Origin of the sequence: Streptomyces sp. NPDC093097, assembly GCF_044754325.1 — a bacterium.
In the GTDB taxonomy this organism is placed as follows: Bacteria; Actinomycetota; Actinomycetes; order Streptomycetales; family Streptomycetaceae; genus Streptomyces.
Genome location: NZ_JBIVOW010000033.1, coordinates 16,722 through 41,311, shown reverse-complemented (window position 1 = coordinate 41,311; position 24,590 = coordinate 16,722). Strand labels below are relative to the sequence as shown.

14 protein-coding genes are annotated in these 24,590 nt (G+C 71.0%); all 14 read left to right on the top strand.

All coding sequences use genetic code 11. The annotated features are described in order from the left end of the window. The first annotated feature begins 95 nt into the window (after nt 1–95). The 14 genes from ACIQE0_RS35885 to ACIQE0_RS35820 all read left to right on the top strand — a co-directional run bounded on the left by ACIQE0_RS35885 (nt 96) and on the right by ACIQE0_RS35820 (nt 24,573). Nucleotides 96–980 (top strand): BTAD domain-containing putative transcriptional regulator, encoded by an 885-nt coding sequence (locus tag ACIQE0_RS35885; RefSeq protein WP_402339827.1) that lies wholly within the window; start codon nt 96–98, stop codon nt 978–980. Between the two features lie 10 nt (nt 981–990). Then, complete coding sequence (locus ACIQE0_RS35880) at nt 991–2,541, top strand: aldehyde dehydrogenase family protein (protein ID WP_402339824.1); 1,551 nt, start codon at nt 991–993, stop codon at nt 2,539–2,541. Further along, on the top strand, nt 2,541–4,307 hold the full coding sequence (locus ACIQE0_RS35875; RefSeq protein ID WP_402339821.1) for a non-ribosomal peptide synthetase: 1,767 nt from the start codon (nt 2,541–2,543) through the stop codon (nt 4,305–4,307). The genes ACIQE0_RS35880 and ACIQE0_RS35875 overlap by 1 nt, the downstream gene beginning before the upstream one ends. After that, entirely contained in the window at nt 4,307–5,071 is a 765-nt protein-coding gene (locus ACIQE0_RS35870) for a thioesterase II family protein (protein WP_402339818.1), read from the top strand. Before ACIQE0_RS35875 ends, ACIQE0_RS35870 begins: the two co-directional genes overlap by 1 nt. Before the next feature lie 14 nt (nt 5,072–5,085). Continuing rightward, on the top strand, nt 5,086–5,286 hold the full coding sequence (locus ACIQE0_RS35865; RefSeq protein WP_402339816.1) for an MbtH family protein: 201 nt from the start codon (nt 5,086–5,088) through the stop codon (nt 5,284–5,286). A gap of 1 nt (nt 5,287) precedes the next feature. Next, on the top strand, nt 5,288–6,514 hold the full coding sequence (locus ACIQE0_RS35860; protein ID WP_402339813.1) for a cytochrome P450: 1,227 nt from the start codon (nt 5,288–5,290) through the stop codon (nt 6,512–6,514). A 31-nt stretch (nt 6,515–6,545) separates the two neighbouring features. Continuing rightward, the gene (locus ACIQE0_RS35855; protein WP_402339810.1) at nt 6,546–10,565 is read left to right on the top strand and encodes an amino acid adenylation domain-containing protein; all 4,020 of its coding nucleotides are present in this window, start codon (nt 6,546–6,548) and stop codon (nt 10,563–10,565) included. A 203-nt stretch (nt 10,566–10,768) separates the two neighbouring features. Further along, the gene (locus ACIQE0_RS35850) at nt 10,769–11,782 is read left to right on the top strand and encodes a winged helix DNA-binding domain-containing protein (protein WP_402339808.1); all 1,014 of its coding nucleotides are present in this window, start codon (nt 10,769–10,771) and stop codon (nt 11,780–11,782) included. Between the two features lie 130 nt (nt 11,783–11,912). Continuing rightward, nucleotides 11,913–13,193 (top strand): MFS transporter, encoded by a 1,281-nt coding sequence (locus ACIQE0_RS35845; protein ID WP_402339805.1) that lies wholly within the window; start codon nt 11,913–11,915, stop codon nt 13,191–13,193. Nucleotides 13,194–13,269: 76 nt separating this feature from the next. Beyond that, nucleotides 13,270–17,424 carry an amino acid adenylation domain-containing protein gene (locus ACIQE0_RS35840; RefSeq protein WP_402339802.1) on the top strand — a complete coding sequence of 1,385 codons (4,155 nt, stop codon included), beginning with the start codon at nt 13,270–13,272 and terminating at the stop codon, nt 17,422–17,424. Further along, entirely contained in the window at nt 17,417–20,791 is a 3,375-nt protein-coding gene (locus ACIQE0_RS35835) for an amino acid adenylation domain-containing protein (protein WP_402339800.1), read from the top strand. Before ACIQE0_RS35840 ends, ACIQE0_RS35835 begins: the two co-directional genes overlap by 8 nt. Before the next feature lie 5 nt (nt 20,792–20,796). Further along, nucleotides 20,797–22,191, top strand: coding sequence for a condensation domain-containing protein (locus tag ACIQE0_RS35830; protein WP_402339797.1), 1,395 nt, complete (start codon nt 20,797–20,799; stop codon nt 22,189–22,191). A gap of 73 nt (nt 22,192–22,264) precedes the next feature. Then, nucleotides 22,265–23,416 (top strand): acyl-CoA dehydrogenase family protein, encoded by a 1,152-nt coding sequence (locus ACIQE0_RS35825; protein ID WP_402339794.1) that lies wholly within the window; start codon nt 22,265–22,267, stop codon nt 23,414–23,416. Then, a complete protein-coding gene (locus ACIQE0_RS35820; RefSeq protein WP_402339791.1) occupies nt 23,413–24,573 on the top strand; it encodes an acyl-CoA dehydrogenase family protein in 1,161 nt (386 codons plus the stop codon). Before ACIQE0_RS35825 ends, ACIQE0_RS35820 begins: the two co-directional genes overlap by 4 nt. Nucleotides 24,574–24,590: the final 17 nt, after the last annotated feature.

The window sequence follows — 24,590 nt, the reverse complement described above, 5'->3', positions numbered from 1 at the left end:
CTCGTGAGTTATAGAGGCCCGCAAGGAGGCAGGGCCAGACTTGCCGATCGTTGATCAGCGTTCGGCGCACAGTCCCGAAAATGCAGGAGGCAGGTATGACCACCGCGGTGAACGACGCGGTCCGGCACCGGGTGGAAATGCAGTTCCTCGGCACTTTCTCGGTCACCGTGGACGGTGCTCCGGTGCGCCGCTGGCGGGCTGGCAAGGCCCGTCAGCTCTTCCAGTACCTGGCGCTGCACCAGGACCAGATCCTCACGCGCGAGCGGCTGTACGAGGTGCTGTGGCCCGAGGCGGAGTGGTCGGCGGGCCGCAGCTCGTTGAAGGTGGCGGCGCATGCCCTGCGGCAGGTGCTGCAGGCCCACCCCGACCAGGAGAGCGGTTCCGGCATCCGATTGGTGCACCGGGACTGCGGCTATGTGCTGTACATGGACGATGCCGCCTGCGACGTCGGGCGGTTCCAGCGACTGCTGAGGGCGGGCCTGGCCGCCGCCCGGGACGGGCGCAGCGCGGACGCCGCCGACGCGCTGCGCGGCGCACTGGCGCTGTATCGAGGCCAGTTCCTGCCCGGCGAGAACGCCGACTGGATCACCGAGCAGCGCGAGTACCTGCAATCCCTCGCCCTGCGCGGGCTCGCCGAGCTGCGCTCAGACGCACAAGTGCGAGAGGACTTCCCCGAACTCATTGCGCTGTGCCGCCGGACGCTGGAGATCGACCGCCATCACGAGGAGACGTACCGGGAGTTGATGGCCGCACACGGCAGGCTCGGCGAACTGGCCCGCGTCCGCAGCTGGTACGACCTGTGCGCCCGTCGGCTGCGCGAGGAGCTGGGCGTCGCGCCGGCCCCCGAGACACGGCGGTTGCTGCACTCCTTGCTGCCGGCCCCCGGCCACCCGGCGCGGCCCATGCCCGCCGTCCACCACGCCAGGCGTCCTCACACCGCCGTTCGCAGGCCAGCTCTGGCCTCTTACACCCACAGTTAAGGACCTGCTCATGACTGAGCCGACCGGGCTCGCCGTACCGCCCGCGGCCGTCCCGCCCAAACGCCACACCGACCAGTGGATCGGGGGCTGTTGGACCGTGTCCCTGGCCACCGAGGAGCTCGCGGTCACTGATCCCGCTACTGAGCGGTTGCTGGCGACCGTGCCCAGCGGCACCGCGCAGGACGCTGACCGTGCGGCCCGCGCCGCCGCTGACGCCTTTCCCTCCTGGTCCACCACTTCTGTACACGACCGCCTGGCCGCGCTGCGCCGGATCGTCGCCGGCCTGGAGCATCACGCCGACCAACTCGCTCAGACCATCACTTCCGAGGTGGGGGCGCCGCAACGGTTGGCCCGGCGCGCCCAAGTCGGGCTGGCGATCGGCATGGCCGCGCAGAGCGCCGAGGTCCTGGAGCGCTTTGCGTTCGAAGAGCGCCTCGGGCACTCCCTGGTGACGCGCGAACCGGCGGGGGTGGCCGCGTGCATCACGCCGTGGAACATGCCGCTGCTGCTCACGGTGCAGAAGGTGCTGCCCGCGCTCGCCGCTGGGTGCACCGTTGTTCACAAGCCCAGCGAACTCACCCCGCTGCACGCGCTGTTGTTCGCCGAGATCGTCGCCGAGGCCGATCTGCCGCCCGGCGTGTTCAACATGGTGGTGGGCCCCGGCTCGCAGGCAGGGGCGGCACTTGCCGCGCACCCGGCCGTCGACCTGGTCTCGCTCACCGGTTCCACCCGTGCCGGACGTCAGGTGTCGGTCCTGGGAGCCGACACCGTGAAGCGCGTGCACCTGGAGTTGGGAGGCAAGGGCGCCAGCGTAGTGATGGAGGGCGCCGATCTGGAGGCGGCGGTACGCGAGACCGTGGACCGGGTGTGCTTCAACTCCGGCCAGGCGTGCCTGCAATGGAGCCGACTACTGGTGCCGCGCGCCCGGCACGACGAGGCGGTGCGCATCGCGAACGAGGCGATGGCGCAGTACGTGGTCGGCGACCCGCGCGATGCGGCCACGGATCTCGGGCCGTTGGTCTCGGCGGCGGGGCGTGAGCGCGTCATCGGCCACGTTCAGGCCGGCGTGGACAGCGGGGCGGAGCTGGTGCGGGGCGGCACCGGCCGCCCTGCCGGCTTGGAGCGCGGATACTACGTCACTCCAACCCTCTTCGCCAGGGTCGATCCGGCCTCGGCGCTGGCCCAGGAGGAGATCTTCGGACCGGTGTTGAGCGTGATCCCGCACGACGGCGAGGACGACGCTGTGGCTATTGCCAACGGCACCCGCTACGGGCTGCACAGCGGCGTGTGGGCGGACGGCGACGAACACGCTCTGCGCGTCGCCCGCCGACTGCGCACCGGGGTCATCGACGTCAACGGCGCGGGCTTCAACCCGGCCGCACCCTTCGGCGGCTTCAAGCAGTCCGGCATCGGCCGCGAGTGCGGCGCGGCAGGACTGGCCGGCTACCTGGAGACCAAGTCCGTCCAGCTTCCCCAGGTGACCGGTGCACCGGTCACCGGCCCCCGCCTGAAGGACACATCCGCCCCTGTGACGAAGCAGGAAGCAGAGAGGAGCGCCTGATGACCGCTGAGCTGAGCCCCTTGTCCATCCTGCGCGCCGTGCACTCCTGGAGCCGGTTGCGGCCCACGGACGTGGCGGTGTGCGCACCCGATGGGAGTTCCCTCGACTTCGCCCGAGTCCAGGACCGTACAGAGGAGTTGGCTGAAGCTCTCGCTGCGGGGGGCGTAACCGCAGACACGGCCGTCGGCCTGCTGTTGGGCCGCTCCACGGACAGCGTGGCCGCCCTGCTGGCCGTCTGGCACCTGGGGGCCACCGCGGTGCCCTTGGACGCCGGGCACCCGGTGGAGCGCCTGACGTATGCCTTGCGGGACGCCGGTGTTCGGGTGCTGATCGCCGAAAGTCTTCCGCGGGGGCTTGAGTTGGCGAACGACGTCGAGCAGCTGCGTCCGTCCAAGGCCATCCGCGGTGCCACCGTGCCCGCCGCTGCACCGGAGCCGGACTCCTGCGCTTACATCATCTACACCTCCGGAACAACCGGCCGCCCCAAGGGAGTTGAGGTCACCTATCGCGGCCTGGACACCTTTGTTACCGCGTTGGGCAGCCTGGAGCTGCCCCCCGGCGGGCTGGGCCTGAATGCGGTGTCGCCGGCGTTCGACGGCTGGCTGTGGTGCACCCTGCTGTACCTGCTGCACGGCCAGGGTGTCGCGCTGGTCGATCTGTCCCTCGACGGGCTGCGCGCCGCTGAGGACGGCACCCCGCTGCTCCCGCCGGGCCTGCGCACTGTGTCGCTCACCCCCTCGCTACTGGCCGCGCACGGCGGCGACATCGACGCCGCCGAGGTCGTCGTGGTCGCGGGCGAGGCGTGCCCGCCCGCCCTCGCCGATCGCTTCGCCGCTGGCCGCCGCTTTTTGAACGTATACGGGCCTACTGAGGCAACCATCGCTGCGACTTGGTCGGACAGTGTCTGCCAGGACGACATACGCACCATCGGCAGGCCGCTGCCCGGCTATCGAGCCCATGTACTCGACGCCTGGCTGCGGCCCGTCGAACCGGGCACGGACGGCGAGCTGTGTCTGGGCGGGCCCGCAGTGGCGCGCGGCTACCGCAACCAGCCCGGCCTGACCGCTGCCCGCTTCGTACCCGATCCGTTCGAAGGCGGCGGCGCGCGCATGTACCGCAGCGGTGACATGGTGCGGCAGTGCGCGGACGGCACGCTGGAGTACCGCGGGCGCCGGGACGACCAGATCAAGGTACGCGGGCACCGCATCGAGCTGGGTGAGGTGGACCGGGTGGCCGCCACCGTGGCCGGTGTCGAGGCGGCCGCCGCGTATGTGTCCGGCTCAGGCGACACACTGGGCCTGGCCGTCGTCGCGGCCGACGGTGGTGCGGACCTGCCCGAGCGCGTCCTGGCCCGCTGCGCCGACCTGCTGCCCCCGGCTGCCGTGCCGCACCATGTGCGCGTGGTGGCCGCGCTGCCGACGCTGGTCACCGGCAAGGCCGACCGCACGGCCCTCGCCGGCGAACCGGCCGCCGTCCCGGCCGACACCGGCACCGGCCCCACGCAGCTCACTCCCCGAGAACGGCAGGTGCTGCAGATCTGGAGCGAGCTGCTGGAACGTGAAGTCACCGACACCGGCGCGGACTTCTTCGAGCTGGGCGGCCACTCACTGCTGGCCGCACGGACCGTCGCCGAGCTGCGACGCCGTACCCAGGGACGGGTGACGTTGGCGCAGCTGCTGGCCAATCCGACCGCTGCGGCCCTCGCCGCCGAACTCGACCGCACCCTGCCGCCCGTGCAGGACGCCGTCGCCGAAGGAGCCTGGTGATGAGCACCGCATGGATCTCTACCTGGCCCGGTGCGCCGGGCACTCGCCCCGTCGGCGGCCCGCCGGTGCTGTTGTGTCTGCCGCCCGCCGGAGCGGGGTGCCACCAGTTCCGGCACTGGCAGCAGCCATTGGCCGGCGTTGCCCAGGTGTGGGGCGTTCAGCTTCCCGGCCGGGAGAACCGCTGGCACGACCCCATGCCTGACACCTTCGACGTGGCGGTGGAGGCCATCGCCACGGAGGTCACAGCACGTCTCGCCGCCAGCCGTTCCCTGGTGATCTTCGGGCACAGCTTCGGCGGCCTCATCGGCTACGAACTGGCCCGCCGGGTGAACCCGGCCGCCCTCGTGGTCAGCGGCTGCCGTCCGCCTCGTCACTGGGACGGCGCGGGGCGCGGCATCGTCGAGGATGACGCCGAACTCAACAAGCTCCTAGACGCCAGCGGCCCCGAAGCGCTCCTGCTCGACCCGGAGACCCGTGCCCTGATGCTCGGCATGCTGCGTCAGGACGCCCAGCTGTCCACCAGCTACACCCACACCGGCGGTGCCCTCTTGGACATCGACCTCCACGTCTGGGGCGGCACCGCCGACGAAACGGTCACCGCCGAGCAGCTCGACGGCTGGGCCGCGGTCACCTCCCGCGCTTGCCATCGTCGGGACTTCCCCGGCGGCCACCACGCGGTGCTGCGCAACCCGGAGCTGGTCCTGCCCCGCCTCACCGATGTGATCCGCGCCGCGACCCGGCCGACCGAAGCCACCGATCTGTAAGGACGCCATCTGCGATGCTCGCCGACCCCGCACCCCGCTACCAGGTTCTGGTCAACCACGAGGAGCAGTACGGGATTTTCCCCGCGGACAACGAGATCCCCGACGGCTGGAGGGCCGCCGGGCACCATGGCACGGAAGCGGAGTGCCGTGCCCATGTGGACGCCGTCTGGCACGACATGCGTCCGCTGAGCCTGCGCCGTGCCACGGAGCGCTGAGATGCACATCGACCTGCTGGCCCCCGAGCCCTTCGCCCGCAACGACTTCTGGTCCACCCTTGCCTGGCTGCGCGCCAACTCCCCCGTGTACCGGCACCCGGAGCCCGACGGCCCCGGCTTTTGGGCGCTCAGCCGCTACCACGACATCGTGCGCGTCTACGCCGACAGCGATACCTTCAGCTCCGCCCAGGGCATGCGGCTGGGCAGCGAGCCGGCGGCGGTCGCGGCGGTGGCCAACCGCATGCTGATCGTCTCCGACGCGCCCCACCACACCCGCCTCAAACGGGCCCTGCACCAGGCGTTCGCACCCGGCCGGATGCCCCGCGTTGAGCGGATGGTCAACGACGTGGTGCGCGACCTGGTCGACGAGGCGGAACAGCGCGGCGAGTTGGACTTCATCGACCTCGCCAAGCAACTGCCCAACCGCGTCGTGTGCGCCATGATGGGCATCCCCCGCGCCGACTGGTCGTGGATCGGCCAGCTCACCACTGAGGCGTTCGACTCGCCGGACGAGAACGTGCGCTCCACGGCACACTCCGAGATCTTCCTGTACTTCATCGACCTGCTGAACCGGCGCCGGGCCGAGCCCGGGGACGACCTGGTCAGCGAGATCGCCCACCAGTCGAGGGTCACTGAGCTGGACGGTACGGACCGTCCACTGACCGATGAAGAGATCGTCTTCAACTGCAACGGCGTGCTCTCCGGCGCGAACGAGACCACCCGCTATTCCGCGGCCGGCGCGGTTCACATGTTCGCCCGGCACCCAGACCAGTGGCGCCTGCTGCGCGAGGGCGGGTCCCAGGCGGTCGGCCCGGCCGTGGAGGAGGTCCTGCGGTGGACCACCCCCGGCGTGCACGCGCTGCGCACCGTGACTCGCGACACCGAGATCGGCGGTGTACCGATTGCTGCGGGAGACAAGGTCACGCTGTGGAACGTCTCCGCCAACCGCGACGAGGCGGTCTTCGCCGACCCGCACCTCTTCCTCGCTGACCGCCGGCCCAACCGGCACATCGCCTTCGGGCACGGCCGGCACCTGTGCCTGGGCGCCCACCTCGCCCGCCTCGAACTCTCCGCCTTGCTGCGGGAGTTGGCCCCTCGCCTGGACGGCTTCGAGCTCGCCGGTCCCGTGGTGTTCAACTCGTCCAACTTCACCTGGGGGATCACCAGCATCCCGGTACGGCTGCGGCTGGCCAGGAACGTAACCGGCACGTCACCGCTCGCCGTTTGACTGTCCCCGTACCACAAGGAAAGGCCCGTCCGTGAGTGCTGTCTCCCCGCCCGAGCGCCACCGACAGTTGGTGGAGTTCAACCGCACCGAAACCCTCTGGCCGGACACCGGCTACGCCCAGCTCCTGGCCGAACAGGCCGCCCGTACCCCTGGTGCCCCTGCCCTGGTGCACGGCGACCGCTCGTGGACGTTCGCCGAGCTGGAGAGCGAGACCAACCGGCTCGCCCACTGTCTGATAGGACTGGGCGCGGGGCCCGGCACCCGGATCGGGCTGTGCTACCCGCGCAGCGCCGAGTACGTCATCGGCTCGCTCGGCATCCTCAAGACCGGTGCGGCCATCGTCGCTCTCGATCCGGTCAATCCTGACAGGCGCCTGGCCGCCATGGTCGAGGACTCCGACCCGCTGACCGTGCTGGTCCCCGATGAGCAGGCGGCGCGGATACCCGAGGGTGTGGCCCGGCGCTCCGTCGCCGACGCCAACGGCCCCGACGCTCCCGTCGCGGTCCCCTCCTCCCCGGACACGGTCAGCCATCTGATCTACACCTCGGGTTCCACCGGCACGCCCAAGGCCGTCCTGGAGCGGCACTCGGCCCTGACGAACCTGGTGCACTGGACCCGCCGCGCCTACGGCGTCAGTCCCGGCGACCGGGCCTCGTGGCTGTCCACCCCTGGTTTCGCCGTACAGATCATGGAGTGGCTGCCCTACCTGCCGCTGGGGGCCGCGGTGCACATCCCCGCCGCGGGCCAGGCGCAGACCCCGGAGCAGATCCGGGACTGGATGGTGGCCAGCGGGATCACCCACTGCATGCTGGTCGCCGCGCTGGCCGAGCCCGCCTGGGGCCTGGATTGGCCCGCCGGGACCAAACTGCGGATCATGGTGACCACGGCGGAACGCGTCCACAGCTGGCCGCCCGTGGACACGCCGTTCCGCGTTGTGATGACCTACGGCACCACCGAGACCACCAACGTGCTCTCATGCCTGGACCTGGGCGCTGGAATTGACCACACGAGCCGGGCGACTCCCGAGGAGATCCGTCGTACTCGCCCTGTCCCGGTGGGGCGGCCCATCGCCAACCAGCGGGTGTACATCCTCGACGACCAGGACCGCCCGGTGCCGATCGGCGAGGTCGGGCGGCTGCATGTGGCCGGAGCGGGTGTCGCCACCGGGTACCACGCCCGTGCCGAACTGACCGCGCAGAAGTTCCGTGCCAACCCGCTGCCGGAGAACCCCGGACCGGTGCTGTATGACACCGGCGACCTCGCCCGGTTCCGCACCGACGGCGTCGTGGAGCTGCTGGGCCGGGACGACTCACAGGTCAAGATCCGCGGATTCCGGGTGGAACTCGGCGAGGTGGAGACCGCTGTGGCGCAGCTGGCGGAGGTCGCGGAAGCCGTGGTCATCGTCCGTGAGCCCACCGCTGGGGACAAGCGCCTGATTGCCTACGTGGCCCCCGTGCCCGGCGCCGACCCTCGGTCCGACGACATCCGTGCGCAGGTCGCCGCGACCCTTCCCTACTACATGGTGCCCGGCCATGTCGTGGTGCTGCCGGCCCTGCCTCGGCTGCCCAACGGCAAGGTCGAGCGGACCGCGCTGCCCGAACCGCCCGACGCACGGGACGCGGTCAGCGTCGGATACGAGGCCCCGCGTACCGAGACCGAGGACGGGCTGGCCCGACTGTGGGCCGAGCTCTTCCGCACCCAGGCGGTCGGCATCCACGACAACTTCTTCGATCTGGGTGGCCATTCGCTGCTGGCGTTCCGGCTGATCGACGCGGTGCGCAACATCTACGGTGTCGAGCTGAGCCTGTCGGAGCTCTTCCGTATGCCCTCCGTCGCCGAACTCGCCGAGCATCTGACCACTCAGCGCGCCACGAGCGGCGCCGGCTTCGGCGGTCTGCCCGCTATCGTGCCCGACCCCGCGGCACGGTTCGCGCCGTTCCCGCTGACCGAGAGCCAGGAGGCGATGTGGATCGGGCGCGGTGGCTTGGTCGACCTGGGTAACGTCGGCTGCCACGGCTACTTCGAGTGGGAGAGCCACGACCTCGACCTGGCGCGTTTCGAGCGGGCCTGGCACCGCCTGGTGGAGCGGCACGACGCGCTGCGCACCGTCGTCCTTCCTGACGGTACCCAGCGGGTGTTGGAGGAGATCCCCTCCTATGACATCCCCGTGCGCGATCTGTCCGAGATCGATCCGGAGCGGGCCGAGAAGGAACTCCTGTCCCTGCGCGAGCAGTTGTCGCACCGGGTGCTCAACGCCGACACCTGGCCGCTCTTCGACGTCCGGGTGACCCTGCTCCCCGCCGCTGACGGCGCGCCCCGGACGGCGGTGCGGGCCCGGATCCACCTCTCGCTGGACTTCCTGATCGCGGACGCCTGGAGCTACTTCCAGGTCCTGGTTCCCGACCTCGTGGCGTTCTACCGAGATCCGGAGCACATGCCCGAGCCGCTGGAGCTCACCTTCCGCGACTACGTGCTGGCCACCCGCGAGCCCATGCGGGAAACCGAGCTGTACCGCCGTTCCGAGTGGTACTGGCGCGACCGGCTGGCCACCCTGCCCCCGGCACCCGGCCTGCCTGGGCGCCCGGCCGACGCCCCCGAGCTGCCGATGCGCTTTCAGCGGCGCAGCCACCGCATCGACCCCGACCTGTGGACCCGTATCCAGCGTCTGGCACACGAGCACGAGGTCACGCCATCTGGTGTGCTGGCCGCGGCCTACTCCGAGGTGCTGTCGGCCTGGAGCGGGCAGTCGCGGTTCACCATCAACTTCCCGCTCTACAGCAGGATTCCGCTGCACCCGCAGGTCGACAGCCTCATCGCGGACACCACCACCACGCTGTTGCTGGCGGTCGAGCGCACCTCGCCGACGTTCGCCGGGCGCGCCCGTGACCTCCAGCGCCGGCTGTGGGTCGACCTGGAGCACCGCTACTTCAGCGGGGTCCAGGTGCTGCGCGAACTCACCAGGCTCCGCGGGTCCCTGGCCCCGACTATGCCCGTCGTCATGACCAGTCTGGCGGGCCACCCGCCGCAGTACGAGGAGACCGAGCTCGGTGCCCCGGTGTACGGGATCTCCCAGACCCCGCAGGTGTCCCTGGACTTCCAGATCTTCGAGAAGGCGGACGGTCTCACGTTCAACTGGGACTATCTGCCTGCCGTTTACCCCGACGGCCTCATCGAGGAGATGTTCGACGCCTTCTGCGGCGTGCTGGAATCCCTGGGCGAGGAGGAGTCCTGGAAGCTTGACGCCTTCCCGCTGTCGTCCACCCTGGTCGGGGAGCTGACCACGGTCGTTGATACCGATGGCGCGCCGGTCCTAGAAGCCGCCGAGCGTGACACTGGCGACGCCTGGGAGCGCTACTGGGCCGGCATCACCAGCACCGGCCGCGGCGGTGATGTGCTGTGGGACGCGGACAGCCCCGAGGAGTTCGTCTGGTGCGTTGAGCAGGCCCGTGCGCACTTCGACAGGCGGCTGCCGCTGATCGACCTCGGCTGCGGCAACGGCCGCTACAGCCGGGAACTCGCCGCGCACTTCCCGCGCGTCGTCGGTGTCGATGTGTCCCGCAGCGCCATCGAGCGGGCCGTCGCCGAGGCCGAGGGGCTGTCCAACGTCTCCTACCAGGCGCTGGACATGACCGATCCGCAGCAGGCCAGGGCCCTGGGCAAGGGCCCGTACAACATCTTCGTACGCGGTGTCTTCCACGTCCTGGACGATGCCGGGCGGGCTCGGCTGGCCGAGGTGGCCGATCGCCTGATGGGCCCCGACGGGGTGCTGATCGTCCACGAGCCCGACTACTCGGCGGACTCGTTCGGCTTCGTCGGCTTCGTCGGAGGTGCCAAGGGGCGTGCCGCCGACCTGGTGGCGCCGCTGGAGGCGGCCGGTGTCAGGCACTCGCACCGCTTTGCGCGGGCGGAGCTGGAGCGGGCCTTCCCCTCCGAGTGCTGGGAGCTGGTCGAGGACGACGCCGTGCAGCTGCACGCGCTGAACCCTGAGGGCGACGCCGAGGCGCTGCGACTGCCTGGCTACTACGCGGTGCTGCGTCGCCGCCGCGGCTGACCCGCCGGGCCGTCAGCCGCCTCGTGCGGCCGACGGCCCGGGGTCGCCGTATACATCTCCCACACTGAAGAGACCTCCGGCCGTACGGGACCAGGGGCGTACGAGGGCTCCGCGCGGGCCCGGCGGCGCCTGTGGCCCGTGCGGCCGGAGCCGATCGTGCAGAGCGAGCTGGCCGACGAAGGCCGGCGGAAAAGGACACCACAGTGGAACAGCGGCTCACCCGTATCCGGCGCGCCCGCGCCCAGGCGATCGGCGGCTCGGTCCGCTGCGGCTCGGTAGAGGAGGTGGTCGAGCGGGTCGTCGCCGTACAGGCCCAGGACGTTGCGGCCGCCGCCCAGGGACTGCGGGTGCGCGGCACCGGTATCACCGGTGCCGATGTGCGGCGGGCGACCTTCGAGGACCGTACGGTCGTACGCGGCTGGTTCATGCGCGGCACTCTGCAGCTGGTCCCCGCCCGCGACGTCCGCTGGCTGCTGGCCCTGCTCGGCCCCGTCTTCCTCAAACAGAGCGAACGTCGCTGTCGTGAATTGGGCCTGGACGCCCAACTGTGCGCCCGCGCTGAGCGACTCATCGGTGACGCCCTGGACGCCGAGGGCCCGCTGACCCGCGAGGAGCTGACCGCTCGTCTGGCGGATATCGGCGTGCCCGCCAAGGGACAGGCCGCCTTCCACCTCATCCGCCGGGGAGCGCTGGCCGGGCAGCTGTGCCACGGACCGGAGCGGGTGGGCCGGGCCACTTACGTCCCGCTCGACTCCTGGCTGCCCCAGGACGGCCCGCTCCCCTGGCGTGGGGACGCGGCCGTTGCGGAGCTGGCCCGCCGCTACCAGTGCGGCTACGGGCCCGCGACCGTGCAGGACTTCGCCACCTGGTCGGGGCTGGCGCTGTCGAAGGCCAAAGACGTCTGGCCCGCCGCACGCGACCAGGACACCGGCGACGGCGGAGAGGCACCGGACGTGCGGCTGTTGCCCGCGTACGACAACTACCTGACCGCCTACCGGGGCCGGGAGCTGTCCGTGCCCGCCGAGCACGAACGGCAGGTCTGGCCGGGCGGCGGACAGATCCGCCCCACCGTCGTCGTGGACGGCTGGGTGGTGGGTACCTGGAGTCTGGCGCGCGGCGGCGAGGTGACGGAACAGCCGTTCGGGGAGTTGTCCGCCGCCGTCCGGGACGGGATCGCCGCGGAATCCGCGGACATCGCACGTTTCCTTGGGCGTTGACGTATCCGGGGTCCTGGAAAGCGGAAACAAGAACCTCGGAACCCGAAATACGTAACCGGGCAATAACCCGGCCTTTCTACGTTCGGTGGCATACGAGAAGTCCTCTCCCCGTCAGAAAAGGATCCCGCTCATGGCTCTCGGCCGGCACGCCGACTTCAACCGACTATGGTTCGGCCAGACGATCAGCAATTTCGGCGACAAGATATCCGTGCTTGCGCTTTCGACCCTCGCCATCGTGGTTCTCGACGGTGGCGCCCTCGAAGTCGGTGTGCTGGGTGCGCTGAGGTTCCTGCCGTTTCTGCTGCTGGCACCGGTCGCCGGGCTGGTCGCCGACCGGATGTCCCGCCGCCACATCATGATCGTCGCTGATGTCGGCCGCTGCCTGGCCCTGGCCTCGATCCCGCTGGTCTTCGCCTTCGGAACCCTGACCATGACGCAGGTCTATGTCGTGGCCGGCGTCGTGGGCCTGTTCACCACCTTCTTCGAGGTCGCCTACCAGTCCTGGCTGCCTCAGCTCATCGGCACCGAGAACCTTGTCGAGGGCAACACCAAGCTCCAGATCAGCCGCAGTCTCGCCGAGGCGGTCGGTGCCGGAGCGGGCGGTGCGCTGATGCAGCTGCTGGGCGCCGCGCGTGCCATCACCGTGGACGCGGCCACCTTCTTGGTCTCCCTGGTCGCCCTGCTGCTCATCCGCCACCGCGAGGACCGGGAGCGGCTCCAGGAGCGCAAGGCCAGTGCCAAGCAGGAGATGAAGGAGGGGCTGCGCACCCTGTTCGGCACACCCGTCCTGCGCAGCCTGTTCACCGCCAACGTCGTGGTCAACATGGGTGCCGCGATGGGTGACGCGCTGCTGATCGTCTACGCGTACAAGGTCCTGGAGCTCAGCCCCGGCCAGGTGGGCGCGGCCTTCGCGGTGATGTCCGTCTTCGTCATCGTCGGCGCTGTGCTGTCCGAGCAGGTCGCCAAGTTCCTCACCCTGGGCCGCACCATGATTCTCACCGCCGTGGTGCTGGGTGCCGGCTACCTGCTGGTGCCCACCGCGGGTGGGCTCGCCGGCTTCATTGGCCTAGTGGTCGTCCAGGCTGTCATCGGCTTCGTCAGCCCGATGTTCGACATCCATGTGCTGAGCCTGGTGCAGGGCGTAACGCCGAATGAGCAGATGGGCCGGGTCAGCGGCACGGCTCTGTCCGCCGTCTATGGCGCACTGGCCCTTGGCTACGCCGTCGGCGGCTCTCTCGGTGACCTCTTCGGCCTCACCGCGGGCCTGGCGGTGGCTGGCGGGCTCACCGTCATCGGCGGTCTGTCGCTGCTGACCGGTCCGGTGCGGTCCATCAAGGAACAGCCCGGCAGCCGGGACGAGGCAGAAGGCAAGGACGCCGCGGACGCGGAGCCGTCCCTCGCGAAGGCCTAGCCCCACGCGGTGCGGTGGGGCGCCCAGGTCGTCCCGCCGCACCCCCAGTCCCCTTGAACAGCCACGGAGGCTCCAGGTGAGAGACAGACTCGCCGAACGTATCGCCGCGCTCCCGGCCGGCCGGCGGGCGCTGTTCCAAGCGCTGACGGGCCGAGCCGGGCGTGCCACTCCCCAGCGGGAGCAGGACGACCTGGTTCCCCGGGACCCCGCCCGGCCGGCGGTGATGTCCTTCGCCCAGCGCCGCCTGTGGTTCATCGACCAACTCCAGCCCGGCAGTCCCGCCTACAACGTGCCCGTGGCCACTCGCATCCGTGGCCCGCTCGACGTCGAGGCGCTGAGGGCGGCACTGCAGCACGTCGTGGACCGCCATGAAGTGCTGCGGACCGTCTACGACGCCGGTGGTGCCGAGGCAGTGCCGCGCCCGCTGGCCGGATTCCATCTGGACCTGCCGGTGCATGTCCTTGCCGACGAGTCTGAGGTCCTGGCGTACTACGCCGCCGACGCGGCCACCGCCTTCGACCTGGCCTCCCACATCCCCCTGCGTGCACGGCTGGGCCGGCTGGCCGCCGACGACCATGTGCTGGTGCTGAACCTGCATCACATCGTCACCGACGGCTGGTCGATGCGGCTGCTCTACACGGAGCTGGAGCGCTGCTACGCGGCTCTGGTCGCGGGCCGCGCCGCCCAGCTTCCCGAACTCCACCTCCAGTACGCCGACTTCGCCGACTGGCAGCGACGCCGCATCAGCGGTGAGCGGCTGGCGCAGCTCAGCGAGTTCTGGCGTGCGGAGCTGGCCGGCGCCACGCCCGTGGACCTGCCCACCGACCGCCCCCGCCCTCCGGTCTTCAGCCACCGCGGCGACTCCCGCTACCTGGACATCCCCGCGCCCCTCGTCGAGCGACTCCGGGAGTTCGGCCGCGGCGAGGGCGCCACTCTCTACATGACCTTGCTGGCCGGTTTCGCCGCCACCCTGCGCCGTTGGACCGGGCAGGACGACGTGGTAGTCGGTACCTCTGTCTCCGGGCGCGACCACCCCGCGGTCAGTGACCTGATCGGCTTCTTTGTCAACACCCTGCCGCTGCGCATCCGGACACAGGACGAGGTCACCTTTCGTGAGCTGGTGCACCGGGCCCGGTCCACCACCTTGCAGGCGTACGCGCACCAGGAGCTGCCGTTCGACCTGATCGTGGACGCCGTGGGGCAGCCCCGTGACCCCAGCCGTCCTCCGCTGACATCCGTGATGTTCCTGCTGGACGAGACGGCGGATGCCGCCCCGGCGCTGTCAGGTCTGCGCACCGAGCAGCTCGACTTCACCTCCCGCGCCACCAAGTACGACCTGATGGTCAGCGTGCACGACGCCGGGGACTCGGTGCGGGCACTGGTCGAGTACCCCACCGACCTGTTCGACGCGGCCACCGTGGACCGGCTGCTGGGCCACTTCCTGAACGTCCTCGAAGGCGCCGCCGCGGCGCCGGACACCCCGCTGTCCGCGCTGCCGCTGCTCGGCGCCGCCGAGCGTCGGACCATGCTGCACGGCTGGAACGCCACTCGCGCCCCGTTCCCCTCTGACGCATGCCTGCACCATCTGTTCGAGGAGCACGCCGACCGGCGGCCCGACGCGCCCGCGGTGATCTGTGGCGGTATGGGCGGCTGGGCGGTGACCTACCGTGAGATCGAGGAGCGCGCCAACCGGCTGGCCCACCACCTCATCGCCGCCGGTGTCGGACCGGACCGTACCGTGGCGCTGTGCCTGCGCCGCGGCCCGGATCTGGTCACCGCGACCCTCGCAGTCCTCAAGGCGGGCGGCGCCTACGTGCCGCTGGACCCGGACTACCCGGCCGAGCGGCTGGCCTTCCTCGTGCGGGAGGCGGCGGCACCGGTCCTGGTCAGCAACGCCGAACTAGTTGACCGGGTGCCGGTGGACGAGGGAACCACCCCGATTCTGCTGGACGTCGACCGGGTGGTGATCGCGGAACGGCCGGCCACCCGGCCGGCCACCGCCGTCACCTCCCGCAACCTGGCGTACGTCATCTTCACCTCGGGCTCTACCGGCACGCCCAAGGGCATCGCGCTGGAACACCGAGGTGTCGTCAACAACGTGCTTGACCTGAACCGCTCCTACGGTGTGCGGCCCGGTGACGCGGTCCTAGCCCTGTCGTCCCCGAGCTTCGACATGAGCGTGTACGAGGTGCTGGGCATGCTCGGCGCGGGCGGGACTCTGGTGCTGCCCGCGCCGACAGCGGCCAAGGATCCCGCCCATTGGGTCGATTTGATGGGCCGTCATTGCGTAACGGTTTGGAACTCCGCGCCAGCGCTGCTGGAACTCCTCGTAGAGCAGCTCGAATATGCGGGTGGGCCCCAACTTCCGTACCTCAAATGCGCGTTCCTCGGAGGCGATTGGATTCCGGTGACTCAGCCGGACCGGATCCGCGCTTTCGCGCCGAACCTCGCGTTCGCCGCGCTCGGCGGTGCCACTGAGGCGTCCATCCACTCCATCGAATTTCCCGTCGGCCGCGTCGATCCGTCCTGGGACCGGCTGCCGTACGGCCGTCCGATGGCCAACCAGCGCGCGTACGTCCTCGACGGGCAACTGCGCCCGGTGCCCGTCGGCGTACCCGGCGAACTGCATCTGGCCGGAACCGGACTGGCCCGCGGGTATCTGAACCGGCCGGACCTGACCGCCGAGAAGTTCGTGGTGGCACAACTGGACGAGGGGCTGACCGAGCGGTTGTACCGCACAGGTGATCTGGCCCGATACCGCGCGGACGGGATCATCGAGCTGCTGGGTCGCACCGACTTCCGGATCAAGCTCAACGGGCTGCGTATCGAGCCGGGTGAGGTGGAGAGCGCGCTGCGGGCCCGGCCCGGCGTCCGCGACGCCGTGGTCGTGGCCCGCAACGACGGCGGTTCCGACCGCCTGGTGGCCTATGTCGTCCCCAGCGGAACCGAGGAGGCGCTTGACCCGGCGGCCGAACGGGCCTCGCTCGGGCAGGTGCTGCCGCCGCACGCCGTACCGGCCGAGATCGTGACGCTGGAGCGGCTGCCGCTGAACCCCAATGGAAAGGTGGACCGGCGGTCGCTGCCCGCGCCGCACGTGGCCCGCGCGCACACCGCGCCGACCGCACCCGAAGCCGTACGGGCCCCCGAGGCCGACCACGCCCCGGCGGCCCCGGCTGTGGCACCCGCCCCAGCCGACGGACTGACCGAGCGGATCGCCGCCCTGTGGGCCGACGTCCTCGGGATCCCCACCGCGGGTGTTGACGACGACTTCTTCGCCCTCGGCGGGGACTCCTTCGCCGCCGTACGTGCCGTGCGCGCCCTGGCGGAGGACCAGGGATGCGACATCCGGGTCGTGGAGATCTTCAGCAACCCCACCCCCTGCCAACTGGCGGCCCGCATACGTGTCATCGGCCGAGCCGGTCCCCAACGTCCTGAGCCGCACCGGCTACTGCATCGCCTTACGCAGCCACATGGTGGCGACGAGCCCCGCACGGCTCTGCTGTGCTTCCCGCACGGCGGCGGCGACGCCATCGCCTACCAGCCGCTGGCCGCGGCGCTGCCGCCGCACTTCGACCTGTGGGCCGTCTCGCCCCCCGGCCACGACCCGCTTGCCCCAGCCCCCATGGTGTCCGTCAGTGACTTCGCGCGGGCCGCCGCCGAGGAGATCGTCCGCACCGTGGACGGACCTTTCGCGGTCTACGGGCACTGCGCCGGCGTGGTCGCCGCCTTGGAGACCGTAAGGGTCTTGGAGGAGATGGGGCACCGGCCCACCGCCCTGCACCTCGCCGCGGCCCTGCCGGAGGAAGACCCGGAATTCTCCCTGGAGATGGAGCGCCGCTCCAGCGACGAGGACATCAAGGCTCATCTGTCGGCCATGGACGGCTTCGACGGCGTCCTGGACGAACGCGACCTGACGGCCGTGATGCGCATGGTCCGCCACGACATGACCGAAGCCGCCCGCTTCTTCGCCCGCACCCCGGACGGCTACCGGACACCCCTGAGCACACCCCTGGTGTGCATCATCGGCGACGCGGACGAGGCCACCGCCGGCTACGAGACCGGCTACCTCAACTGGGGCCGGTACGCGGACCGGGTCCACCTCGCCCTGATACCGGGCGCTCGCCACTACTTCGCCAAGCATCTGCCCGAGCGGCTCGCAGAGTTGCTCGCCCAGATGCACCCCATCCACCGGTCCGCGCCGGTCCCGACGAACGGAGGAAACCATGAGTGATCTCGCACAACGGCTCGGCCGACTGCCGCAGGACCAGCGCTCCCGCCTGCTGGGCAGGATGCGTAACCAGATGTCGAGCGGTGCCCGCCCCGGCGTCCAGCTCGTCCGAGACACCCAGGGTCAGCGGGTGCGGGTATCCTTCCAGCAAGAACAGATGTGGTTCGTGGACAGGTTGGGTGCGGGCCGGGCCCGCAACCACATCGCGCTCGCCGTCCGACTCAGCGGACCGCTGGACACTGCGGCCCTGCACGAGACGCTCAACGCTGTGATCAGCCGCCATCAGGTGCTGCGCAGCCGTCTCGTCGAGGTTGATGGCGCTCCTTGGCAAGAGCCAGTGCCCGGCTTCGTCCTGGGCGTACCCGTCAACGACCTGAGCGGTCACCAGGACCCCGACCACGAACTGGCGGAACTCACCCGCCGCTTCACCGAGGCGCCCTTCGACCTGGAGGCCGCCCCTCCGGTGCGGGCCCAGCTCGTCCGGCTCGCCCCGGAACGACACGTGCTGCTGTGGGTCGTGCACCACATCGTCTGGGACCCGGGATCCACCCGTGTCTTCGTCGAGGAACTCACCTCCGGCTACGCGGCAGCGGTCGCCAGGTCCCGTCCCGATCGCCCGCAACTCCCAGTCGAGTACGCCGACTTCGCAACCTGGCAGCGCGCCAAGCTCGACCAGGAACGCACCAAGGAGCTGGCCAAACGGTGGCGCGAGCAGCTCTCCGGGGCGCAGGCCACCGAGGTCCTGCCGGACCGGCCGCGCACCCCCGACACCGTGCCGGAGGGCCAGGGCCTGTCCCTGAACCTGCCCCGCGAACTCCTCGACCGCCTCGCCGCGGTCGCCGAGGAGGGCGGAACCACCGTCTTCACCACCCTGCTCGCCGCGTTCAACGCCATGCTGCGGCACTGGACGCGGACGCAGGACGTGGTCGTCGGCACGGCCAGCGCCTCGCGACCGCACCCCGACCTGGAGCAGCTCATCGGCTGCTTCGTCAACATGATCACGTTGCGTACGCAGGTCGGTGACGACCTGACGTTCCGCGAGCTCGTGGCCCGCACTGGCGAGGACGTGATGAACGCCTTCTCCGCCAGTGAGCTGCCATTCGAGCAGGTGGTGGAGGCCGTGCGGCCCGCCCGTGACCTGCTGCGGCATCCGCTGTTCCAGATCGAGTTCACCTCGCTGGGGCGCTGGGGCACGCACAGCGCCGAGGCTGGCGGGGTCCGGCTGGACATCGAGCAACTGCACGACGGTGCAGCCAAGTTCGACATGAGTTTCCTGGTCAGCGAGGGGGACGGGCTGCAACTTGCGCTGGAGTACAACACCTCGCTGTACCGGCGCGGTACCGCCGTAGCCCTGCTCGCGGCCTTCCAACGCGTCATCAAGCAGGTCGCCGCCAACCCCGACACCACCATCGGCGAACTCACTCTGGTGGAGGGGCCAGCCGCCGTCGAGCGCGCCCGTGAGCTGTCCCGCGGCGGCCCCGTGGACGAGGCCGCCTACACCACCACCCTTGACCGCGCCTTCCGTGAGCGGGCCGCCGCCACCCCCTCTGCCGTCGCCGTCCGCGACGCCCGCGGCACCCTCGACTACGCCGCGTTGGACCGCTGGTCGGAGCAGCTCGCGCACAGCCTTCGCGAGAGCGGCACGGTCCCCGGTGACCCGGTGGCCGTGTGCCTGGGGCGCGGTGCCCATGCCGTGGCCGCGCTGCTGGCCGTCCTCAAGGCCGGGGCCCACTACATACCCGTTGACCCGACAGCCCCCGCCGAGCGCACGCGCACCGTCCTCGCTGACGCAGGGGTGCGCTGTGCCCTGATCGACGACGGCGCCGACACCCGGCTCCCTGCCTCCGTAGTGACCGTCCCCACCGGTGACGCCGCGCCGGTCCACGCGGTCGCACCGCTGCCCGCGCTGTCCCAGCCCGTGGACCTTGCGTATGTCTTGTACACCTCCGGGAGCAGTGGCACTCCCAAGGGCGTGATGATCGAGCACCGCTCGGTCACCCACTTCTCCCGCGCCATCGCCAAGGCGTACGGCATCACCGCCGCCGACCGGCTGCTGCACTTCGCGCCGCTGACGTTCGACGTGTCTGTCTTCGAGGTGTTCACCACCTTGCTGGCCGGCGCCCAGCTGGTCATCGCCGACGACAACCAGCGCCGGGACCCCGAGCGGCTCACCCGCCTCATGGCGGGCGAGCGGGTCACCGTCGCCGAACTGCCGCCCGCGCTGCTGCCGCTGCTCGACCCCGCAGCGCTGCCCGATCTGCGGCTGGTGTCGGTGGGCGGCGAGGCGTTCCCCGGACCACTCGTCGCCCAATGGACCGCGGGCGAGCGCACGTTCGTCAACGGCTACGGTCCCACTGAGGCCACGGTCGCCGTCACACTGATGAACTGCGCTGGCTCCTACGACCGCAACCCGCCCATCGGCCGTCCCATGGCCGGGCATCAGGCGTTCGTGCTCGACGCGCAGCTGCGCCCGGTGCCGCCTGGCGCCCCTGGCGAACTGTGTGTCGCGGGCCCCGGTGTCGCTCGCGGTTACCTCGGTCGCCCCGAACTGACCTCCGAGCACTTCGTGGACAACCCTTACGCCGACGGCCCGGCCACCGCACGGCTGTACCACACGGGGGACCTGGTGCGCTGGCTGCCCGGCGGCAACCTGGAGTTCCTCGGCCGCGTCGATCGCCAGCTCAAGATCCGCGGCTTCCGGGTTGAACCTGGCGAGATCGAGGCGCAGTTGACCGCCCACCCCACCGTGGACCAGGCCGTGGTCACCACCCGCACCACCGGGTCCGGCGCCGATCAGGACAGCACGCTGGTCGCCTATGTCGTTCCCGTGCTCGGCGCCCAGGTGGACCCGGAGGCGCTGCGCGCCCACGCTCAGCATTGGCTGCCCGGCTACATGGTCCCGGTCGTCGTCCCGCTGGACGCGCTGCCGCTGACTGCGCACGGCAAGGTGGACCACGCGGCCCTGCCGCAGCCGGCCCAGGCCGCCGAGACGAGCGGCACCGCGCCCCGCGACGAGATCGAGGAGCGCATCGCGAACGAGGTTGTGGCGCCGCTGCTGGAGCGCGCCGGGCTTGACGTCGAAGGCGACTTCTTCGCCCTGGGCGGCAGTTCCCTGCAGGCCACCATCGTCGTCTCGCGGGTACGGGCCCTGTTCGGCTTCGAGATCGCCCTCGCGGACTTCTTCGGCCGTCCGAGCGTCGCCGGACTCGCCGACCTGGTGCGCACCGCCCAGCAGGAGTCCGCCAGAGAGCAGGACCGGCTGCTGGCCGTATTCGAGCAGATCGAGCAGATGAGCGACGAGGACGCCGCCGAAATGCTGCGCTCCCTCCGGTCTACGGATTCCGCCCCGGCCGCCGGGGGGTCGGTGTGACCGGCGTGGCCCGCAGTGCCCTGGACCGGCTGCCTGCGCACAAGCGGGAATTGGCCCGGCTGCTGGTGGCTCGTGCGACCGCCAGTACCCTGCCGGCCGTCGTGAGCGGACCCGCTCCCCGGATCGGGGACGGGCCCGTCCCGGCCACGCTCACCCAGGCCCGTCTGTGGCGTTACGCCCAGAGCACCGACCCCGCCATAGGTACTGGGTCGCACGCCGTACGACTGTGCGGTCCCCTCGACGCGCGGCGGCTGCGCCACGCCCTGACCACCGTCCTGCGCCGGCACGAGGCGCTGCGCACTCGCCTGGCCGAAGGGCCCCACGGCACGCTCGTGCAGACTGTGGCCCGCGAACCGGACCTCTCGCTGCGTGTGCACGACCTCGCGGATGCCGTGGACCAGGCCGCTGAAGTCGCCCGTCAGGTGACCGACAGCGCCCTGACCCCGCTGGACCTCGCGGCCGGCCAAGGCAGCGCGTTCCGGCTGCTGCGGCTGGCCGACGACCACCATGTGCTGATCCTGGCGGCGCATTTGGCGGTCTTCGACGGCTGGTCGTCCGGGGTGTTCCTGGCCGATCTCGCCGCCGCCTACCGCGGTGAGTTGGTCGGCAAGCAGACCGCGGTGCAGTTCCCCGATTTCGCGCTCTGGCAGCACCAGTGGCTCGATGGTCCGGTCGGGCAGGGTGAACGTTCCTACTGGAAAGGTGAGTTGGCGGGCGTGGAGTCCGATGGGGCAGCCGACGGGCCGTTCCGGCGCGGGTACCTGCCGGTGGGGCTCGACGCCGGGATCACCCGGTCCGCCTTCGCCGCGGGTGCCGCGCGGGGCGCCACGCCGTTCATGACCCTGCTCGCCGCCCTGGCCGTCGTGCTGGCCCGGCGCACGGGGCGCGAGGACATCGTGATCGGTACTCCTACCGCGGGGCGCTCCGTGCCCGGACTGGAGGCGTCCATTGGACAGTTCACCACGGTCGTGCCGATCCGGGTCGACTGCTCGGGTGGACCGTCCTTTCCCGAGCTGCTGGGGCGTACGCGGACCGCCGTTGCCCGCGCACTGGCCCACGGCAGCCTGCCGGTGGACGCGTTGTTCGGCGACGGGCGGGTCGCGCCGCCCTACTCGGTGCTGTTCGCGCTGCACAACTACCCAAGCACCGCCTTCGACCTGCCGGGCATCGACATCGACCAGATCCCCGGGCCCCCGGCCCGCCACCTGGAGCTCTACAGCCCGGCCCCCGCCACGGCCCTGGCCTGCGTGGGCCTGGTCGAACGCGACAGGCAGATCACCGGAACCGCCGAGTTCAACCGGGCGCTGGCCAGTGCCGGAGACGTGCGCGCCCTGATGGCGGACCTTGAAAAAACCCTGTACCGGGCCGTCTCCACGCCGCAGAACACCCCGGCCCTGTGATGTCCACCCCGGATTCCGGCGCCGGCCGAGCCGCCCCGTTCGCCAACGATGTGACCCAGTGAAAGGAGGACCCGTGCCCTGCACCGAGCTCTATCAGGAGCCCCCGTCCACGCCGATGCGCGCCCTGCGCGACGAGATACGAGACATTCTTCGATCGGCCCTTGTGGCCGAGGCCCGCCGTACCCGCGACCCCCGCGCCGTCCACCGTGCGCTGGGCGCTGCCGGTGTACTCGCCCCGCAGTGGCCCGAGCAGTACGGCGGCCGCGGCGTAAGTCAGGTGGCCGCCGCCGTGCTCGTCGAGGAGCTGGCCGCCCATGATGTGCCCGACCTGCTGCACACGCTCACCGTGCAGATCGTCGGATCCACCCTGCTGCACTGCGCCGACGAGCGGATGAAGGCCCGCTACCTGCCGTCCTTCGCCGACGGCACCGCCTTCGGCTGCGTGCTGTTCAGCGAGCCGCAGGCCGGTTCGGACCTCGGCGTGCTGTCGACCCGCGCGGTCCGGGACGGGGCGGGCCACCGCCTGTATGGCACAAAGGTCCACTCCCTGTTCGCGCCGCTCGCCGACCGCGGACTGTGCCTGGCCAGGGACGACAACGATGCGCTGACGCTGTTCCTGGTGCCGTTGCGCGGCGAGGGCATCACCATCAGGCCCGTCCCCGGCATCACCGACGACGCCTTCCACGAGATCGTCCTCGACGGTGTGTATGTCTCCGCCGACGACATCGTCGGTGAGCCCGGCCAGGGCTGGGCCATCGTCGTCAAGACCCTCGCCTTCGAGCGCACCGGACTTGACTACTACGTCAAGGCGTTGCGCTGGTACCGCGCTATCGCCGACCACCTGGAAAGCCACGGCGACCGCCTTGCGCCAGGCCAGCACGACCACATCGAACTCGCCCGACTGCACACCCGGCTGCTGGCCGCCGGAACGCTGGTCCGCCGGGTCCTGACCCGGCTCGACCGGGACGAGCTCGGTGAGGAAGAGGCCGCGGCTGCCAAGTGGTACACCACCGAACTGGCCGCCGAGGTCGCCTGGTGGGCCGCCGAGCTGGACGGCGACCAGAACATGACCCTGGGAGACCCCTCACTGAGTCAGGTCTCCCACCCCCTGGACGCGGCCCTGCGCGAGGCACCCGGCATGCGGATCTCCGGGGGCACCGCGGAAATGATGCTGGAGACCCTGGCGCGGCTGCGCCTGGACTCCGGAGCGGAGGTACGACCGTGACCACAGCCCCGACGACACAGGTACCCAGGCGTCGCGAGGAGGAGCGCTGGACAGAACGCGAGGAGGAGGACGCGCTCTTCCGCCAACTGCGCCTGACGGTACGGCAGACCCTCGGGCCCGCCGCCGACGCCCCACAGGAGCCTGCCAACGCATGGCGGAGCCTGACCGAGGTCGGCGCCTGGGAGTTCGCGCTGCCCATCGAGGCCGATGGACTGGACCTGGGGCAGGCAGTGCTTGCCATGGTGTGCGAGGAGACCGGTGCGGCCCTGCATCCGGTGCCGCTGCTGGGCACGCTCATTGCCTGCGACCTGTTGACCACCGCGCCCGGCGGCGTCGATCGCCACGCGCAACTGCTGGCCGGCATCCGCGACGGCGCCGTCCCGGTCGCGGTTTCCGGACGGCTGCCTGGGCCGGACGGCACCACCCCCAGCGGTCTCGTCCGGACCGTGGACGAGGGGCGGAGCGCGATCAGTGGCATTGCGGGCCCCTTCTCGGCGGGCGTGGAACCGGGCGCCCTACTGTTGTTCATGGACGCGGAGCACACGGCTGGGGGCGTGGGGGCCGCACCAGGGCCGAGCGTAGCGCTGCTGCCCCTGCCGGCCCCGGGTGTCACCATCCGCCGGTTGCCCGACCACGGCGGCGGACCGTGCGCGGCGGCCGAATTCGCCGCCGCGCCGCTGCCGGAAGGCAGCGTCCTTTTGGAGGGCGAGGCGGCGCGCACCGCGCTGTGCCGGATCGGCCCGCAGGTGGCCGTGTACCAGGCTGCGCTGCTGACCGGGCTGACCGCCGCGGCACTGACCGCGGTGGTCGCCCGGATCCGCGAACGCCGGCAATTCGGACAGGCGCTGATCAAGCATCAGTCGCCCCGGCTCCGGGTGGCCGGGCTGCTCGCCCGGTTGGACGCGGTGCGCTGGGCGGTCGGCGACGCCGCCCGTGACCTGGACGCGGGACGGCTCACCTCCGGCGAGGCCGCGGGCCTGACGGCCCTCGCCGCGGAGACTGCACTGGATGTGACCCGCGACGCCGTCCATCTACACGGCGCCGCGGGCCTGGCCCGCGACGCGGTGGTGGCCGCCTGCTACCGGAGGGTGGCCTGGGAAGCGCTGCGCTGTGGGCGCCCCACGGCGCTGTGGCAGACCACGGCCCGTATGCCCTGACCGCGGCGGATCGGGCC

Bases quoted from the DNA above. Each gene is read 5' to 3' on its own strand.
- ACIQE0_RS35845 (WP_402339805.1), top strand. From the start codon at position 11,913: ATGGCTCTCGGCCGGCACGCCGACTTCAACCGACTATGGTTCGGCCAG.
- ACIQE0_RS35870 (WP_402339818.1), top strand. From the start codon at position 4,307: ATGAGCACCGCATGGATCTCTACCTGGCCCGGTGCGCCGGGCACTCGC.
- ACIQE0_RS35860 (WP_402339813.1), top strand. From the start codon at position 5,288: ATGCACATCGACCTGCTGGCCCCCGAGCCCTTCGCCCGCAACGACTTC.
- ACIQE0_RS35885 (WP_402339827.1), top strand. From the start codon at position 96: ATGACCACCGCGGTGAACGACGCGGTCCGGCACCGGGTGGAAATGCAG.
- ACIQE0_RS35880 (WP_402339824.1), top strand. From the start codon at position 991: ATGACTGAGCCGACCGGGCTCGCCGTACCGCCCGCGGCCGTCCCGCCC.
- ACIQE0_RS35865 (WP_402339816.1), top strand. From the start codon at position 5,086: ATGCTCGCCGACCCCGCACCCCGCTACCAGGTTCTGGTCAACCACGAG.
- ACIQE0_RS35875 (WP_402339821.1), top strand. From the start codon at position 2,541: ATGACCGCTGAGCTGAGCCCCTTGTCCATCCTGCGCGCCGTGCACTCC.
- ACIQE0_RS35835 (WP_402339800.1), top strand. From the start codon at position 17,417: ATGAGTGATCTCGCACAACGGCTCGGCCGACTGCCGCAGGACCAGCGC.